This is a genomic window from Rhodococcus sp. PSi06, from assembly GCF_054960675.1.
This window is the reverse complement of record NZ_JBHNYO010000005.1, coordinates 103,612-119,287: the sequence shown is the minus strand read 5'-3', so window position 1 is coordinate 119,287 and position 15,676 is coordinate 103,612. Positions and strand designations below refer to the sequence as shown.

At 64.9% G+C, this 15,676-nt stretch carries 17 protein-coding genes; 4 read left to right on the top strand and 13 right to left on the bottom strand.

Annotated elements, in window-relative coordinates; all coding sequences use genetic code 11:
* Window positions 1-144: 144 nt before the first annotated feature.
* Entirely contained in the window at window positions 145-414 is a 270-nt protein-coding gene (locus ACFI9K_RS08670) for a DUF2631 domain-containing protein (RefSeq protein WP_032377055.1), read from the top strand.
* A gap of 19 nt (window positions 415-433) precedes the next feature.
* Here the strand turns inward: ACFI9K_RS08670 and rlmN are convergent, their stop codons facing one another.
* Window positions 434-1,585, bottom strand: coding sequence for a dual-specificity RNA methyltransferase RlmN (gene rlmN, locus ACFI9K_RS08665; RefSeq protein WP_462663109.1), 1,152 nt, complete (start codon window positions 1,583-1,585; stop codon window positions 434-436).
* 166 nt (window positions 1,586-1,751) lie between these two features.
* Between rlmN and ACFI9K_RS08660 the strand changes: the two genes are divergently transcribed.
* Window positions 1,752-2,192, top strand: coding sequence for a LapA family protein (locus ACFI9K_RS08660; protein WP_462663108.1), 441 nt, complete (start codon window positions 1,752-1,754; stop codon window positions 2,190-2,192).
* Window positions 2,193-2,282: 90 nt separating this feature from the next.
* Window positions 2,283-3,125, top strand: coding sequence for an HpcH/HpaI aldolase/citrate lyase family protein (locus ACFI9K_RS08655; RefSeq protein WP_462663241.1), 843 nt, complete (start codon window positions 2,283-2,285; stop codon window positions 3,123-3,125).
* Between the two features lie 23 nt (window positions 3,126-3,148).
* Here the strand turns inward: ACFI9K_RS08655 and ACFI9K_RS08650 are convergent, their stop codons facing one another.
* The 6 genes from ACFI9K_RS08650 to rpsB all read right to left on the bottom strand — a co-directional run bounded on the left by ACFI9K_RS08650 (window position 3,149) and on the right by rpsB (window position 8,229).
* Complete coding sequence (locus ACFI9K_RS08650; protein WP_462663107.1) at window positions 3,149-3,868, bottom strand: class I SAM-dependent methyltransferase; 720 nt, start codon at window positions 3,866-3,868, stop codon at window positions 3,149-3,151.
* Between the two features lie 16 nt (window positions 3,869-3,884).
* Entirely contained in the window at window positions 3,885-4,799 is a 915-nt protein-coding gene (locus ACFI9K_RS08645; protein WP_462663106.1) for a phosphatidate cytidylyltransferase, read from the bottom strand.
* Between the two features lie 37 nt (window positions 4,800-4,836).
* Complete coding sequence (frr, locus tag ACFI9K_RS08640) at window positions 4,837-5,394, bottom strand: ribosome recycling factor (RefSeq protein ID WP_462663105.1); 558 nt, start codon at window positions 5,392-5,394, stop codon at window positions 4,837-4,839.
* Between the two features lie 55 nt (window positions 5,395-5,449).
* The gene (gene pyrH / locus ACFI9K_RS08635) at window positions 5,450-6,178 is read right to left on the bottom strand and encodes a UMP kinase (RefSeq protein ID WP_057477618.1); all 729 of its coding nucleotides are present in this window, start codon (window positions 6,176-6,178) and stop codon (window positions 5,450-5,452) included.
* Between the two features lie 164 nt (window positions 6,179-6,342).
* A complete protein-coding gene (gene tsf, locus ACFI9K_RS08630) occupies window positions 6,343-7,167 on the bottom strand; it encodes a translation elongation factor Ts (protein ID WP_222093164.1) in 825 nt (274 codons plus the stop codon).
* A gap of 159 nt (window positions 7,168-7,326) precedes the next feature.
* Complete coding sequence (rpsB, locus tag ACFI9K_RS08625) at window positions 7,327-8,229, bottom strand: 30S ribosomal protein S2 (protein ID WP_462663104.1); 903 nt, start codon at window positions 8,227-8,229, stop codon at window positions 7,327-7,329.
* Window positions 8,230-8,573: 344 nt separating this feature from the next.
* Between rpsB and ACFI9K_RS08620 the strand changes: the two genes are divergently transcribed.
* A complete protein-coding gene (locus tag ACFI9K_RS08620) occupies window positions 8,574-9,080 on the top strand; it encodes a M23 family metallopeptidase (RefSeq protein WP_462663103.1) in 507 nt (168 codons plus the stop codon).
* A 3-nt stretch (window positions 9,081-9,083) separates the two neighbouring features.
* Here the strand turns inward: ACFI9K_RS08620 and ACFI9K_RS08615 are convergent, their stop codons facing one another.
* The 6 genes from ACFI9K_RS08615 to ACFI9K_RS08590 all read right to left on the bottom strand — a co-directional run bounded on the left by ACFI9K_RS08615 (window position 9,084) and on the right by ACFI9K_RS08590 (window position 15,346).
* Complete coding sequence (locus tag ACFI9K_RS08615; protein WP_462663240.1) at window positions 9,084-10,016, bottom strand: MinD/ParA family ATP-binding protein; 933 nt, start codon at window positions 10,014-10,016, stop codon at window positions 9,084-9,086.
* A gap of 472 nt (window positions 10,017-10,488) precedes the next feature.
* Complete coding sequence (locus ACFI9K_RS08610) at window positions 10,489-11,415, bottom strand: tyrosine recombinase XerC (RefSeq protein WP_462663102.1); 927 nt, start codon at window positions 11,413-11,415, stop codon at window positions 10,489-10,491.
* Window positions 11,416-11,484: 69 nt separating this feature from the next.
* Window positions 11,485-12,267 carry a siderophore-interacting protein gene (locus ACFI9K_RS08605; protein ID WP_462663101.1) on the bottom strand — a complete coding sequence of 261 codons (783 nt, stop codon included), beginning with the start codon at window positions 12,265-12,267 and terminating at the stop codon, window positions 11,485-11,487.
* A gap of 99 nt (window positions 12,268-12,366) precedes the next feature.
* A complete protein-coding gene (gene dprA, locus ACFI9K_RS08600) occupies window positions 12,367-13,488 on the bottom strand; it encodes a DNA-processing protein DprA (RefSeq protein ID WP_462663100.1) in 1,122 nt (373 codons plus the stop codon).
* Window positions 13,485-14,990 (bottom strand): YifB family Mg chelatase-like AAA ATPase, encoded by a 1,506-nt coding sequence (locus tag ACFI9K_RS08595; protein WP_462663099.1) that lies wholly within the window; start codon window positions 14,988-14,990, stop codon window positions 13,485-13,487. Before ACFI9K_RS08595 ends, dprA begins: the two co-directional genes overlap by 4 nt.
* Complete coding sequence (locus ACFI9K_RS08590) at window positions 14,990-15,346, bottom strand: YraN family protein (RefSeq protein ID WP_462663098.1); 357 nt, start codon at window positions 15,344-15,346, stop codon at window positions 14,990-14,992. The genes ACFI9K_RS08595 and ACFI9K_RS08590 overlap by 1 nt, the downstream gene beginning before the upstream one ends.
* Window positions 15,347-15,676: the final 330 nt, after the last annotated feature.

Here is a 15,676-nt window from a genome sequence, read left to right as displayed (position 1 = left end):
TCACCGAAGTCGATACTCGCGCCGGGTGAGTACAACCCTGATCGCTACGACGGGCGGTCGTATGCCAATATTGTCCACACGCGGCAGCTGAGAAACGCCTCGTGCGCACGTCAACGTGAATCATCACCCGAGAGGACCGACCCGGTGGCAAACAACGAACTGGAAACCGCTTCGTACGACCAGGTCGTCGATACCCGTCACGAGGTTCCGGACGTACCGTCCGCCGAGTGGGGGTGGAGTGGCGAGTCGAACCGCGCAATGCGAGTGGCCGCTATCGTCGTCGCCGCGTTCCTGCTCTTCATGATCATCGGCAACCACACCGGCAAGGTCGAAGACCTGTGGTTGATCGGATTCGCAGTAGCACTGGTCGGACTGGTCGTGCGTGACGTGATCGTTCGCCGCAAGCCCCGCTAGCGGCCCAGTTCTCGACGGGTCAGTTGTCGGCTGCGAGCTGACCGCACGCCGCGGCGATTTCCTGCCCGCGGGTGTCGCGCACCGTGCACGACACACCTTGCGCAATCACTCGTCTGACGAATTCACGCTCCACCGGTTTCGGGCTGGCATCCCACTCGCTACCCGGAGTCGGATTGAGCGGGATGAGGTTCACATGAACCCGGGATCCCAGCGCCTTGTGCAGCTTCTTGCCCAACATGTCCGCGCGCCACGGCTGGTCGTTGACGTCCCGGATCATCGCGTACTCGATGGATACTCGGCGACCGGTCTGGTCGGCGTAGTACCTCGCTGCGGACAGCACCTCGGCCACAGACCAACGATTGTTGACCGGAACCAGCGTGTCGCGGAGCTCGTCGTCCGGCGTGTGAAGCGACACCGCCAAGGTCACCGACAGACCCTCGTCGGCCAGCTTGCGAATGGCCGGAGCCAGACCGACCGTCGACACGGTGACCGAACGCTGCGACAGTCCCAGACCGTCCGGTGCAGGTGAGACGATCTTGCGCACGGCCGCCACGACGCGTTTGTAGTTTGCCAACGGCTCGCCCATGCCCATGAACACCACGTTCGACAGGCGGCCTTCACCGCCGTGGACCACGCCGTCCCGCAGGTCGGCTGCAGCCGAACGAACTTGGTCGACGATCTCGGCGGTCGACAGGTTTCTCGTCAGACCGGCCTGTCCGGTTGCACAGAACGGACACGCCATTCCGCACCCAGCCTGACTGGAAATGCACAGAGTGGCTCGATCCGGATACCGCATCAGAACGCTCTCGAGCAAGGTCCCGTCGTTGGCCTTCCACAAGGTCTTGCGAGTGTCGCCATCGTCACAGGCCAGATGCTTGATCGGCGTCAGCAAGGTGGGGAAAAGGTCGGCACCGACCTTCTCGCGAGCCTCAGCCGGCAGGTCGGTCATCTTGGTGGTGTCGGCTTCGAGCCGTGCGTAGTAGTGCCGCGCCAACTGATCGGCCCGGAATGCCGGCAGACCGAGCGCCTTCACTGCGTCGCGCAGGCCCTCTTTGTCCAGGTCGGCGAGGTGACGCGACGGCATACCCCGGCGTGGAGCAGTGAAGACGAGCGGAAGGCTCGGCCTCTTCTGCTCGGTCGCGCCGTCGGTTGCGGCTGCGGAATCACTCATGCTCGACCCTCGCGTCGTTTCTGCTCGCTCAACTGCATGGTCACCATTGTCCACCCGTTCTGCTCACAGTCCTATTCGCCACGGTTTTCGACCGTGCTCCGGCGGGTACTGAGGCCGGGACCGACTGCGCGTGCATTCGGACCGCGCGTGCGAAAGGATCATCGACATGGCCACCAGAGCAGACGACAGCAACGAGGCTTCCTTCGGCACATCGGTGTCGGGCAAGCCCGGGTTCGACGCACCGGCAGGTGCCTCGGGCGATCTCGCCCCGATCACCACCCCGGATTCGGACGGCCATTCGGCACCCGACCCCGAGTTCGTTCCGGAACGACAGGACACCCCCAAGGACGTGGCCCATACGCGCACCGCCGCGCTGTGGACCGGATTGGTGGTCGGGGCCGTCGTCCTCGTCGTTCTCCTCGTGTTCATCGTGCAGAACCTCGACTCGGTCACCGTTCAGATCTTCGCGTGGCAACTGGACCTGCCGCTGGGAGTCAGCATGCTGCTGGCCGCTATCGCGGGTGCGCTGGTGATGGCCATGGCAGGCGGCGCTCGCATCCTCCAGGTCCGGCGCGCAGCGAAGAAGAACCAGCGTCACAGTTCGTGAACACTATGTACAGAAGCTGGCACCGCTCGACTGAATCGATAAGGTTGGCGGTGCCCGACTTCACTCGAGGAGCATGACGTGACTACTTTCATGGAGACACCGGTGGCATCCGGCGTTGCACCCGACCGCGCACGATCGTGGCTGCTGGTTCCCGCCACCAAGCCCGAGACCTTCGACGCTGCCGTGGCGTCCGGTGTCGACGCAGTCATCCTCGACATCGAAGACGCGGTCGCTCCGGCGAAGAAGCCCGCCGCCCGCGAGACTGTGGTGCGTTGGTTGAGCGAGGGCAACTCGGCATGGGTCCGAGTCAACGACGCCACCACCCCGTATTGGGCCGACGATCTCGCCGCCCTGTCCGGTCTGCCCGGTCTGGTGGGAGTCATGCTCGCCAAGACCGAGAGCGGCGGTCAGGTGGAAGCGACGGCCGCCCGCCTGGCCGACGGCACTCCCATCCTCGCCCTGGTGGAATCGGCCGCAGGCCTCGAGGCCGCCACCGAGATCGCCCGTGCCGACTCGACTTTCCGACTCGCCTTCGGCAGTGGAGACTTCCGCCGCGACACCGGCATGAGCGACGACCCGCTGGCCATGGCCTACCCGCGCTCGCGTCTGGTCGTCTCCTCACGTGTGGCACGGCTGCCCGGACCCATCGACGGTCCGACACTCACCGCGAACGACAGCATCCTCGGCCGCGATGCAGCGTTGACGCTGTCGATGGGCATGGCAGGCAAACTCTGCATGCACACCGATCAAGTGGCCATCGTCAACCGTGAATTGGCTCCCTCCCCCACGGACGTGTCCTGGGCGCACGATGTGATCGACGCTCTCGGTGCCGATGGTGCCCATGTCAAGGACGGCAGCGATCTACCGCGTCTGGCGAAGGCGCTCAAGATCAACGAATTGGCACAGATCTTTGGAATTTCCGCCGCGTCCTGATCGGACTGCGCTGACGCGACCACTCAGCGCAATTCGACGCCAGTCGGTTTGTGCCGAACATGGATGCGGTAGCGCACGTCCAGGGTGAGGCCGACTGTTTGCCGTGCAGCGGTGCGCGCGACGCGCGGTGAGAACTCGATTCCCAGCACGTTGCGCAGAGTTCGGCGGTCCGGAAACGCCCATGTGGTGTCGACGCGTCGCAGCTCGAACCCCTGCGCATCGAAGAATGCCTCGACAGCACTGGGGTCGTAGTGCGGAAGGTCCGCGCGCATCCACTCTCCGTACGGGGCAGCCGTCGCGTCGAGATCGACGACCACCAGCGCTCCGCCGGGCCGCAGGACTCTCATCGCCTCGCGGATACCGGGTCCACAGCCGGGCCCGAAGAAATACGCGGTTCTCGCGTGCACCAGATCGACCGAGCCCGTCTCAACAGGTAGCGCGTCCGCCCTACCGCGACGTACCTCCACGTTCGACAAAGCCTCGACTCGTTCCCGGGCTGCGGACACCAACGGCTCGTGCGGTTCCACACCGATGACGTTCCGGGCCTCCGCGGCGAAAACGGGAAGGTGGAACCCGCTACCGCAACCCACATCCACGACCTTCTTGGCCGCCCAACCGACGGTCGATCGGATGGACTCGAACAGAGCACCGTCGATGTCCTGGGCTCGGTTCTCCGCTTCGTACAGGTGCGGCCAGTGCCAGATGTTGGGACTGGGAATCACTTCGTCGCGATCGCCGCTCATCGTCCGACGGAGTCGATCAGAGCAGGACTGTGAACACGAGCCACGCAACGAACGCCGAGGGCAGCAGCGAATCGAGTCGGTCCATGATGCCGCCGTGACCGGGCAGCAACGTGCCCATGTCCTTGATGCGTAGATCACGCTTGACCTGGGACTCGATGAGATCTCCCAAGGTGCCGGTCACGACCAGCACCACCCCGAGCAGTATCCCGATCATCGAATTGGCCTCGAGGATGAGCGTCACCGTCAGCAGACACCCGATGACGCAGAAGATGAGCGACCCGACGAGCCCTTCCCAGGACTTCTTGGGGCTGATGGCCGGTGCCATCGGGTGTTTTCCGAACAACACACCGGCGATGTAGCCACCGACATCCGAGCACACGACGCCGATGACGAATACCAGAATGCGGCCTGCCCCGTTGTCCTCGAGCACCATCAGAACGGTGAACGAGGCCAACAGCGGTAGCCAACATGCCACCAGAACGGTGACCGAAAGTTCTTCGAGGTAGTTCTTGGGTGCCGAATCGAAACCCTGCCGGAGAAGAAGCCACACCATGCAGACCACGACGGTGCCCACCGCGGCACTGAGCACTCCGGCAGTACCGAACGGCCAGCCCAGCCAGATCATGGCTTGACCACCGAGGATGAGCGGGATGCGCGGAACCAGCACGCCGCCCTCACGGAGTCGCTTGGACACCTCGTACGTCGCGACGGCCAGCGCCGCCGCCACGACGCCGATCCACACCAGTGGGACGAACACGAGCACGAGAATCAGACCGATGCCCAAGCCGCCGCCGACGCCGATTGCGGCAGGCAGGTTCCGGCCCGCTTTACCGGCCGACTTCGCTGCGGCGACCCCGGACGAGGCAGCGGGCGTACCGCTGCCCTCCTGCCGATCCGGTCCCACCACTGTCGTCAACTCCTCGAATGTCATCGTCGTTCTGCCATCGTGCGCCAGGACCAGAAGGAGGTCAGACCTCCATCAGTTCGCCCTCTTTGCGCTTGACGAGTTCGTCGACGGAGGCGGTGTACTTCGCAGTGGTCTTGTCGAGGTCGTTCTCGGCGCGCACGACCTCGTCCTCGCCGGCCTCGCCCTCTTTCTGGATACGCTTGAGCTCTTCCATCGTCTTGCGGCGCACGTTGCGAATGGACACCTTCGCGTCCTCACCCTTGCCCTTGGCCTGCTTGACGAACTCGCGGCGTCGTTCCTCGGTCAACTGCGGCACGCCGATACGAATGAGGTTGCCGTCGTTGGTCGGGTTGACTCCCAGATCGGAATTGCGAATGGCGGTCTCGATCGGCCCGAGCTGATTCGACTCGTAGGGCTTGATCACCACCAACCGCGCCTCGGGCACGCTGATGCTGGCCAGCTGGGTGATCGGTGTCGGTGCACCGTAGTACTCGATGACGATGCGGGAGAACATTCCCGGGTTTGCACGACCGGTGCGGATCGAGGACAGATCGTCACGTGCAACCGATACGGCCTTTTCCATCTTCTCCTCGGCGTCGAAGAGAGCTTCGTCAATCACGATCTGTCCTCCATCGTCTTCGTTCTCGATTCGCCCGCGGCCGTGTCGGTGACGTTCACGACGTGACCAGCGTGCCGATCTTCTCGCCCGCTACGGCGCGAGCAATGTTTCCTTGAACCAACAAATTGAACACCAACATCGGCATTTGATTGTCCATGCACAGGCTGAAAGCCGTCGCGTCGGCGACCTTGAGTCCCTGTTCGATCGCCTCGCGGTGGGTGATCGTGTCGAACATCGTCGCGTCGGGGTCCAGACGCGGGTCGGCCGAGTAGACACCGTCGACGCCCTTGGCCATGAGCAACACCTCGGCCCCGATTTCGAGAGCGCGCTGCGCAGCGGTGGTGTCGGTGGAGAAGTACGGCATCCCCATCCCGGCCCCGAAGATCACGACGCGACCCTTCTCCAGGTGCCTGCGCGCACGCAGCGGCAGGTACGGCTCTGCGACCTGACCCATGGTGATGGCCGTCTGCACCCTCGTCGCCACCCCCTGCTTTTCCAGGAAGTCTTGCAGCGCAAGGCAATTCATCACCGTGCCGAGCATGCCCATGTAGTCCGAACGCGACCGGTCCATGCCGCGCTGTTGCAGTTCCGCACCACGGAAGAAGTTTCCGCCACCGATCACCACGGCGACCTGAACTCCAGTGGACACCACCTCGGCGATCTGCTCGGCGACGTTGTTCACGACATCTGGGTCGAGCCCCACTTGGCCGCCACCGAACATCTCCCCACCCAGTTTGAGCATCACACGTCGGAACCCGGGACGGTCAGGGGCCGGATCGGTCATAGCTCTCCTCGGTACTCGTCGAACACAACGGTTTACTCACCGATCATCCTGCCCTATCGGCACCCGAACGGTGGACACGGCTCCGACCTGCCTCGCGCACGAACGATGCCGCCCACTCGATGAAATCGAATGAGCGGCATCGCCTCGACCGACAGGTGCGCAGACTAGCTGGCCCCGACCTCGAATCGAGAGAAGCGGGTGATGGTCACGCCGGCCTCGTCGAGAATGGCTTTCACGGTCTTGTTGCCGTCCTGAACCGACTTCTGCTCGGTGAGAACGACGTCCTTGAAGAACCCGTTGACGCGACCCTCGACGATCTTCGGCAGTGCCTGCTCCGGCTTGCCTTCTTCGCGTGCGGTCTCTTCTGCGATCCGACGCTCGGCTGCGACCAGGTCCTCGGGGACCTCGTCACGGCTGACGTACTTGGCCTTGAGCGCGGCGATCTGCATTGCGGCAGCACGTGCAGCGTCGCCCGCGGCGTCGCCGTCACCGGTGTACTCGACCAAGACGCCGACAGCAGGCGGCAGATCCGCGCTGCGCTTGTGCAGGTACGTGGCGGTGTTGCCGTCGTAGGACACGACCCGGCGAATTTCCAGCTTCTCGCCGATCTTGGCGGACAACTCGTTCAAGGCTGTCTCGACGGTCTTACCGTTCAGATCGAGGGCCTTGAGCGCGTCGACGTCGGCAGGCTTGCCTGCTGCAGCCGTCGCCGCGACGGACGCCGCGAACGTCTGGAACTCGTCGTTCTTGGCCACGAAGTCGGTCTCGGAGTTGATCTCCACGAGCACTCCACCCTCGGCGACGACGAGGCCCTCGGCGGTGTTGCGCTCGGCGCGCTTGCCGACGTCCTTGGCACCCTTGATGCGCAGGTACTCGACGGCCTTGTCGTAGTCGCCGTCGTTCTCGGCGAGTGCGTTCTTGCAGTCCATCATTCCGGAGCCGGTGAGCTCACGGAGCCGCTTGACGTCGGCGGCAGTGTAGTTCGCCATCGTGGGCGAGCCTCCTCAAAAGTCTGGGTACGGGCGTTGACGAAAATGCTGTTCTCAGGGAGTGATCGGCGGACTCGATGCGGAGCCGTTCCGAGGACAACCCTGACATACCGAAGCGGCCCCGACCCACCCCTGAGGGTGAACCGGGACCGAATTCGATCAGGCCTGAGTGGCCGGTGCTTCTTCTGCTGCGGGAGCGTCCGCTGCCGGAGCATCCGCTGCCGGAGCATCCGCTGCGGGGGCGTCGGCTGCCGGAGCGTCCGCTGCCGGTGCCTCGGCTGCCGGTGATGCCTGCTGAAGCTGCTCGAGCTCCCACTCGGCGAGCGGCTCGCCTGCGCCGACCTCGGGCTTGGCGTCGGATGCAGTGTTCTGACCTGCTCGTGCCTGCACGCCCTCGGCAACTGCGGATGCCACGACCTTGGTCAGCAGCGCTGCGGAACGAATTGCGTCGTCGTTGCCCGGGATCGGGTAGTCGACCACGTCGGGATCGCAGTTGGTGTCGAGAATCGCGATGACCGGGATCTTGAGCTTGCGGGCTTCGCCGACGGCGATGTGCTCCTTGTTGGTGTCGACGATCCAGATGGCCGACGGAACCTTGGCCATGTCGCGGATGCCGCCGAGGGTGCGATCGAGCTTGGTCATCTCACGCGTGAGCATGAGGATTTCCTTCTTGGTGCGTCCCTCGAAGCCACCGGTCTGCTCCATTGCCTCGAGTTCCTTGAGGCGGACCAGACGCTTGTGCACGGTCTGGAAGTTGGTGAGCATGCCACCGAGCCAGCGCTGGTTCACGTAGGGCATTCCCACGCGAGTTGCCTCAGCGGCGATGGACTCCTGTGCCTGCTTCTTGGTGCCGACGAACAGAACCGTGCCACCATGGGCGACGGTCTCCTTGACGAACTCGTAGGCCTTGTCGATGAAGGTCAGAGTCTGCTGCAAGTCGATGATGTAGATGCCGTTGCGGTCGGTGAAGATGAATCGCTTCATCTTCGGGTTCCAGCGACGGGTCTGGTGTCCGAAGTGTGTGCCGCTGTCGAGCAGCTGCTTCATTGTTACTACAGCCATGGCTGAAGAACTCTCTTTCGATGGTGCGGTTGACGCAGAGTGTCGGTGACCTCTGCCCTGGCGTCCGCCCAGGTCGCCGGACCTACGAACCACGGAGATTCGAGGACCGCCGGCAACCTGCACTCGTATCGGTGTCTCTGCCGAAGCAGGCGATGCGATGAGGTGGACGCGCGAAGTCGACCCATGCACGCACAGGCCGCATCATGAGTGTAGACCTGCGGCCGCCCCCGTCATAACCAGGCCCGACTGTCAAGACTCAGCGGTGCCTGTGGACAAACGAATTCACTGTCCACAATCGACGTTGTCACTCGTTTCGATGCTCCTGTTCGAGCGATGGTCGACAGATGAACATCCGTCCCGCGCTGCGGACACTGTCGATCGCCGTCGTGGCCGGCCTCTCGCTCTGCACTGCGTCGGCATCGGCGGCACCGGGCGACTTCGCCTGGCCGTTGCACCCCAAGCCCCGCATCGTCACCCCCTTCGCCCCGCCTGCTCAGGACTGGCTGCCCGGACACCGCGGTGTCGACCTCGCCGGCGACGACGGCCTCCCGGTACTGGCCGTGGCCGACGGCACCGTGGTCTTCGCCGGTTCGGTTGCGGGAAAACCCGTCGTATCGGTGGATCACCCGGGAGGACTGCGATCGACGTACGAGCCGGTCACAGCCTCGGTGTCGGCCGGCACGCGGGTTCGACGCGGGACGGTGCTCGGTTCGCTCGCGCCCGGACACGAGGGATGCTCGATGACCTGTTTGCACTGGGGCATCAGGCGGGGACGCGAATACCTCGATCCGACGGCACTCGTGCGGACCCGGCCCATCGTACTGAAACCGGTGTCGCAGCCGAGCCGGTAACGCTCAGCGCGGGGGCCCGGAGTGCCGGCCGGATGCGGCCGGGAAGTCGTCCGCGACCATGGCCGCGAGTTCGACGAAAGCGCTTCTGGTCTGAGGGCGTAGTTTTTCGAGATCGACCACCGCGCCCTCGGCCAGATGCTCGTCGAACGGTACGACGAGCACGGCGCGACAGCGCTCGAGAAAGTGCTGCTGCAAGAGGTTCATGTCCACCGCAGACGAGCCAGGACGAACCGAGCTGATCACCACGACCGTTCGCTCGACCAGGTGTCCGTAACCGTGCAACTCGAGCCAGTCCAACGTCGCCGCTGCGCTACGCGCACCGTCGACCGCCGGGGAGCTCACCAACACCAGCGCATTCGCCAGTTGCAGCACACCGTTCATCGCCGAGTGCATGATGCCGGTGCCGCAGTCGGTCAGGATGAGGTTGTAGTACACCTGCAGCATGTCGATGACCGCTCGGTAATCCTCTTCGCCGAACATCTCCGAGGCCGCCGGGTCGCGCTCGCCGGCCAGCACTTCCAATCGACTGGGTGCTTGCGAGGTGTGCTCACGAATGTCGGAATAACGCCGAATGTTCGGTGCGGCGGCCAACAGATCTCGAACGGTCGACGACGTCTGTCGCGGAACCCGCTCTCCCAGGGTGCCGAAATCGGGATTCGCGTCCACGGCAATGACGCAATCCCCCCGCAACGACGCGAACGTCGAGCCGAGGCCGAGCGTGGTCGTCGTCTTGCCGACGCCACCTTTGAGCGACAGGAACGCGATCCGGTAATCACCGAGTACCGGCTGGCGGATGCGTTCGACCTGGTTGCGGTACCGCTCCTCGGCCGTCGACTCGCCCGGGTTGATGACACCACCGGTCAGCCGGTGCACGCCGCGACGCCATCCGGAGTTCGACGCACGTTTGGGACGCTTGAGCAACGAATCCGCGCCCAGGTCCTCGCTGGTGGGTCGATAGGGGTTGGGTGCACCGGACCACGGTTGCGGTGACCAGCCAACGGTGGGTTCCGGGAATTCGCCGGCTCGCTGCTGCGCGGGTAGGTACGGCTGCGCGGGTAGGTATCTGTCGGGCTCGGCGGACACCGGCCCTGGCTCCACCGGCACCGGTGGGTTGTACCGCGGCGGAGTTATCCGACGGTCGATCGAGTCGGGCGTCTGCCACGGTGGTGGCTGACGAGGCGTCGATCGCGATCGAGGATTCGGCTCCGCTGATACTTCCCGAGACCCGTTCTCCGGCGACGTTCCGCTTGGGCCGCTCGAATCCTGGTCGTCCGCCGCTGGGGCCTGACGGACATGCATCGACCACGGCTCCGAAGTGCCTTGCGGTCGGTCGCGGTCCACGGTCCCCCATACTCGGTCTGGTTGGTCGGTGGTGACGCTACCAAAGGTAGCGCCGCCGACGCTCGACTCACGCTCGGGGGTGGGCCTGGTCGTGCACGGCACGTAACCGTTCGACCGATACGTGTGTGTAGATCTGTGTGGTGGCGAGGGACGCGTGCCCGAGCAACTCCTGCACCACCCTGAGGTCGGCACCGCCTTCGAGAAGATGAGTCGCTGCTGTGTGGCGCAGGCCGTGAGGACCGAGTCCGGGCCCGCCGGGAACGGTATCTAGCACCTCATGAACGGCCGTTCTGGCCTGCCGTTGGTCGAGCCGTCCACCCCGTTTCCCCAGTAACAATGCCGCCCCGGATCGGGCACCGACCAACGCCGGCCTGCCGCTGACGAGCCAGCCGTCCAAGGCCTGCGCTGCCGGGACACCGAACGGGGCAGAACGCTCTTTGTTCCCCTTGCCCAGAACGCGAATCAGGCGGCGATCGGTATCGACGTCGTCGAGGTCGAGACCGCACAGTTCCCCCACGCGGACCCCGGTTGCGTACAGGAGTTCGACGATGAGCCGGTCTCTCAGCGCGATCGGATCGAGCTCGGCCGCTCCCGATTCGGCGGCAGCCAACGCCTGGGCCGCCTGGTTATGGCGCAGTACACCGGGCAACGTCCGATGACTCGAGGGGGCTGACAGGCGTTCTGCGGGCCCGATCTGCACTGCCCCCACCCGCTCGAGCCACTTGCCGAAGGTTCGCACGGACGACGTTCGCCTGGCCATGGAAGTTCTCGCCGCACCGGCCGCCGAGTACTTCGCCAACCAGGAGCGCACAGTGCGCAGGTCGAGATCGGCAATCGTCGCGCCGGGGCTGGCGTCCGCGAGATGCACGAGGAGCGATCGAGCATCTGCGACATAGGCGCGGATGGTGTGTTCGGAGCGCTCTCGACCGAGTCGAAGGTGTTCGGCGAACTCCTCCACGTGAATGCCGAGGTGAGGCGGCAGCGAATCGGTCATCGGCTCAGCTTGGGCGCTGACGACTCGCACGACAACCGGACACGCCGCCCGGTCGACATCGGTAGGTACTCAGGCGTCGACGCCCGCCTCCGCCTGTGCCAGCTCACGCTTCCAGGTTCGGAAGGTCTCCTCGGTACGCCCGCGACGCCAATAGCCCGAGATGGACGCCCACTCGGCACCGACCCCACGCTCCTTGCGGATGTACGGACGGAGGTTGTGCATGACGGCCTGCGCCTCACCGTGGACGAACACCTGTGCCTGTCCGGGAAGCCACTCCGTGCTCTTGACGGCGTCGATGAGCGGTGCATTGTCTCCGGCCCGGTCGTCGCCGATCTCGTTCGACGACGCTCCACGGTGGATCCAGGTGACATCGACGACCGCGAGAGTCTCCATGTAGATCTCGTCGTGTCGATCGGCGACCTCGATGAACACCTTGGCGATGGCGTCCTCCGGGAGGGCTTCGACTGCGGCCGAGATCGCCGGGATCGCCGATTCGTCGCCTGCGAACAGGTGCCAGTCGGCATCGGGTCGCGGCGCGTATGCCCCCGAGGGCCCGAAGAAGGACATCTCGTCCCCCGGCTTTGCTCGGGTTGCCCACGGTCCGGCAACTCCCTCGTCACCGTGCACCACGAAGTCGATGGCAATTTCCCGCGCGTCGGTGTCGACCGACCGAACGGTGTAGGTCCGCATGATCGGATCGTCCTCGGATCCGAAGAACAGCTTGACGTAGGCGTCGGTCCTGTCGATGGCGTCGAACTCATCGAAACCGGGACCTCCCAGATACACCCGGTGCATGTGCGGGGTCAGCGCTTCCGTGCGAACTACGGTCAAGGTGGTTTTCTTACGTGGCACTACGGACCCCTCTTCGAGCGAACGACGCCGATGCCCACTGCACCGACTAAGCATTACCTAACACCCTACCTTCGAGGCCCGGTCGGCGGTGTCTCCCGGCTATCCCCGGATCACCCGGAACCATCCCGTCTCGTCGCTGGCCACAAAACCGTCCATTTCCAGCACCGGCAGTGCAGCGCGCACCTTGCCGATCGGCACTCCGGAATGTTCGGACAGTTCGCGGCTCGACAGCGACCCGGTCGCCGGCAGCGCGTCGTAGATCAACAGACCGGTCTCCGACAGCGCATCCGTCTCGCGAAAGAGGTCCGGCCGCCACTCCTCCGGCGATCCGAGCACACCTGCCTCGGCCACGACGTCGTGCGAGCTCGACACCAGAACCGCCTCACCGTCGCGGATCATGCGATGGCACCCCGTGGACGTCGGTGATGTGACCGGGCCGGGAACCGCCAGCACCGGACGACCCAGTTTGGTTGCCCATGCTGCGGTGTTGCGAGCCCCGCTGCGCCATCCGGCTTCGACTACCACTACTGCCGATCCGAGCGCCGCGACGAGCCTGTTCCGCGCGAGGAAGCGATGCTTGGCGGGGGTGGTGCCCGGTGCGTACTCGCTCAGCACCAGCCCGTGGTCGGCAATCTGCCGCAGCAATCGAGAGTGCCCCGCCGGGTACGCCCGGTCGACGCCACAGGCGAGTACCGCCATCGTCGATCCCGCCACCCCGAGAGCCGCCCGATGTGCCGCGGCGTCGATCCCGAAGGCAGCTCCGGAAATGACGGTCCAGCCGTCGAGGGCCAGGTCCGCGGCGATTTCTGCGGTGACGTGATCGCCGTACGGGCTCGATGCCCTGGTCCCCACGATCGACACCGAGCGTTCGGTGGCGGCGGCGACGGGCCGATTTCCCAGCGCCCACAACGCAATCGGTGAGCAGGTGTCCATTCCGGCGTTGAGGCCCGCTCCGTCGAACCCGAGGAATTTCCACGCCGGCCACTCGTCGTCGTCCGGTGTGATCAACCGGCCACCCAGCGCGGCTATGTGATCGAGATCTGCTGCGGCGGTGTCGATGTGCGCACGCACTGCAAGCCGCTCACCCAGTCCACCGGCTCGTACCGCCGCGGCTGCTGACTCCGGGCCGTTCGCAGCGGCGTGGTCGACCACGAGTCGGTGCGGTCCTTGCGCCACTCTGGACAGATATGCCCACGCGAGTCGTCGTGCGTCGTGGGTCATGCCACTCCCCTGTCGCGGAAATCCAGTGCCGCTCCGACCTCGTCGGCACCGGGAACAGTGCCACCTGCAAGATCGCTCAGCGTCCACGCAACCCGTATCGCCCGGTCTGCTCCGCGCGCGGTCAGCGATCCGTTCCGTAATGCGCGCTCCACCGGAGCGAGTGCCGTGCGAGCCAGCCGGAATTGTTGTCGCAGTGCAGGTCCCGGTACCTCCGCATTCGTTCGCCAGCCGAAGTCGTGCCACCGATGGGTGGCCGCATCCCGCGCTCCGGTCACGCGTGCGCGAATGTCGCTCGTTCCCTCGCCCACCTCGTCCACCAAGGCTCCCGTCGCGACGCCCATCATCTGTATGCGGAGATCGACACGGTCCAGCAACGGTCCGGAGAGTTTTCCGAGATACTTGCGCCGAGCAGTGGGTGCACAGACACAATCGACCTGTCGCGCAGGTGCGCACGGGCACGGATTCGCGGCCAGAACCAGCTGAAACCGGGCTGGATATCGGGCGACTCCGTCCCGGCGTGCAATGCGGATCTCGCCGTCCTCCAGGGGAGTCCGCAGAGCCTCGAGCACGCGGACACTCATCTCGGCGCACTCGTCCAGAAACAGGACTCCCCTGTGCGCACGGCTGACCGCTCCCGGTTTGGCCATGCCCGTTCCACCACCGACCAGGGCACTGACCGACGTGGAATGGTGAGGTGCGATGAACGGCGGCGATGTGATGAGCGGACGCGCGGTGGTCAACAGACCGGCGACCGAATGAATGGCTGTCACCTCGAGCGCCTCGGCCTCCGTCAACGGCGGGAGGATGCCCGGAAGGCGCTGCGCCAGCATCGTTTTACCAATTCCCGGCGGACCGGTCAGCATGATGTGATGCGCTCCGGCCGCGGCAACTTCCAGAGCCCACCGCGCATCCGCCTGTCCTGCTACATCACTGAGGTCCGGGTAGATCTCCTGATGCCACTCGGTCGGTACGGGCGGTTCCAGGGCCTGCTCGCCGCGCAGCCACGCAACGACATCCCCGAGCGAGGCCGCTCCCAGCACATCGATACCGTCCACGAGACCCGCCTCGGGTAAACACTGCATCGGAACGACCACCCGCTGCCAGCCCGCGCTCTTGACGGCAAGCACCCCGGGTAACACCCCGCGAACGGGCCTGAGCCTCCCGTCCAGCGCCAGTTCACCCAGGAACACCGTGTCCGAGAGGCTCCCCCGCGGAATGGCTTTCGCCGCATCGAGAACCGACAACGCGAGGGCGAGGTCGTACACGGATCCGCCCTTGGGCAATGTCGCCGGCGACAGCGCGAGAATCACTCGGCTGTCCGGCCACGTGCCGCCCGAATTCTTCACGGCCGCCTTGACACGATCACGCGATTCGTTGAGTGCAGTATCGGGCAAACCGACCAGATGCGTGCCCGGCAGGCCCTGCCCTATATCGGCTTCGATTTCCACGAGCACACCATCGACGCCGTTGACCGCAACCGAGTGCGCTCTTCCGAGAGGCATCAGAACGCAGCCCGGACGTGAGTGATCACCGGGTCGTCGTCTCGGCCCACAACGATCGCGATGACGTCGAATCTGATCTGCACCCACGGACCCTGTTGCAGGGCAAGCCAATACAGAGCGAGCCCCCTGATTCGCGTCTGCTTGGTATACGTCACGGCCTCGGCAGGCGTTCCGTAGCCGATTCCCGATCGCGTCTTGACCTCGACGAAAACCATGGTGTCACCATCGCGCGCAACGATGTCGAGTTCACCGGACCGATGCCGCCAGTTGCGCTCGATCACCTCGAGTCCGATGTCCTCGAGATGGCGCACCGCGAGGTCCTCACCGCGCGCACCGAGTTCCTGATTGGTCGCCATATCCGCACTCCTCCACTCTCCGGCCGAACTTCGCGGCCGCTTACGTGCTACCGAAGGTGGCACGTCGAAATCGAGGAGAAACAGAGAATGTGCAGGTGGGTGATTACCCTGTGGACAACTGCCCGCCTGTGGACGAACGCACAGATCGGCGGTTACCTAGTACCGACATTGTCGGACCGTCGTGCCAGGGCTCGTACATCAGCGCGTCCGAGGTCGAGGAGCCCTACACATGAAGAAACTCCGCCCGAATTCATGATTCGGACGGAGCGTCGAGCACAGCATCGGCATCATCGACCGGTGCCGAACAAAATTCACGGGCACCGACGGAGT

Excerpts from the sequence above, each read along its gene's own strand:
- pyrH (WP_057477618.1), bottom strand. The coding sequence starts at position 6,178 with ATGACCGATCCGGCCCCTGACCGTCCCGGGTTCCGACGTGTGATGCTC.
- ACFI9K_RS08620 (WP_462663103.1), top strand. The coding sequence starts at position 8,574 with ATGAACATCCGTCCCGCGCTGCGGACACTGTCGATCGCCGTCGTGGCC.
- ACFI9K_RS08595 (WP_462663099.1), bottom strand. The coding sequence starts at position 14,990 with ATGCCTCTCGGAAGAGCGCACTCGGTTGCGGTCAACGGCGTCGATGGT.
- dprA (WP_462663100.1), bottom strand. The coding sequence starts at position 13,488 with ATGACCCACGACGCACGACGACTCGCGTGGGCATATCTGTCCAGAGTG.
- ACFI9K_RS08650 (WP_462663107.1), bottom strand. The coding sequence starts at position 3,868 with ATGAGCGGCGATCGCGACGAAGTGATTCCCAGTCCCAACATCTGGCAC.
- ACFI9K_RS08610 (WP_462663102.1), bottom strand. The coding sequence starts at position 11,415 with ATGACCGATTCGCTGCCGCCTCACCTCGGCATTCACGTGGAGGAGTTC.
- ACFI9K_RS08590 (WP_462663098.1), bottom strand. The coding sequence starts at position 15,346 with ATGGCGACCAATCAGGAACTCGGTGCGCGCGGTGAGGACCTCGCGGTG.
- ACFI9K_RS08655 (WP_462663241.1), top strand. The coding sequence starts at position 2,283 with ATGGAGACACCGGTGGCATCCGGCGTTGCACCCGACCGCGCACGATCG.
- ACFI9K_RS08645 (WP_462663106.1), bottom strand. The coding sequence starts at position 4,799 with ATGACATTCGAGGAGTTGACGACAGTGGTGGGACCGGATCGGCAGGAG.
- ACFI9K_RS08660 (WP_462663108.1), top strand. The coding sequence starts at position 1,752 with ATGGCCACCAGAGCAGACGACAGCAACGAGGCTTCCTTCGGCACATCG.
- tsf (WP_222093164.1), bottom strand. The coding sequence starts at position 7,167 with ATGGCGAACTACACTGCCGCCGACGTCAAGCGGCTCCGTGAGCTCACC.
- rpsB (WP_462663104.1), bottom strand. The coding sequence starts at position 8,229 with ATGGCTGTAGTAACAATGAAGCAGCTGCTCGACAGCGGCACACACTTC.
- rlmN (WP_462663109.1), bottom strand. The coding sequence starts at position 1,585 with ATGAGTGATTCCGCAGCCGCAACCGACGGCGCGACCGAGCAGAAGAGG.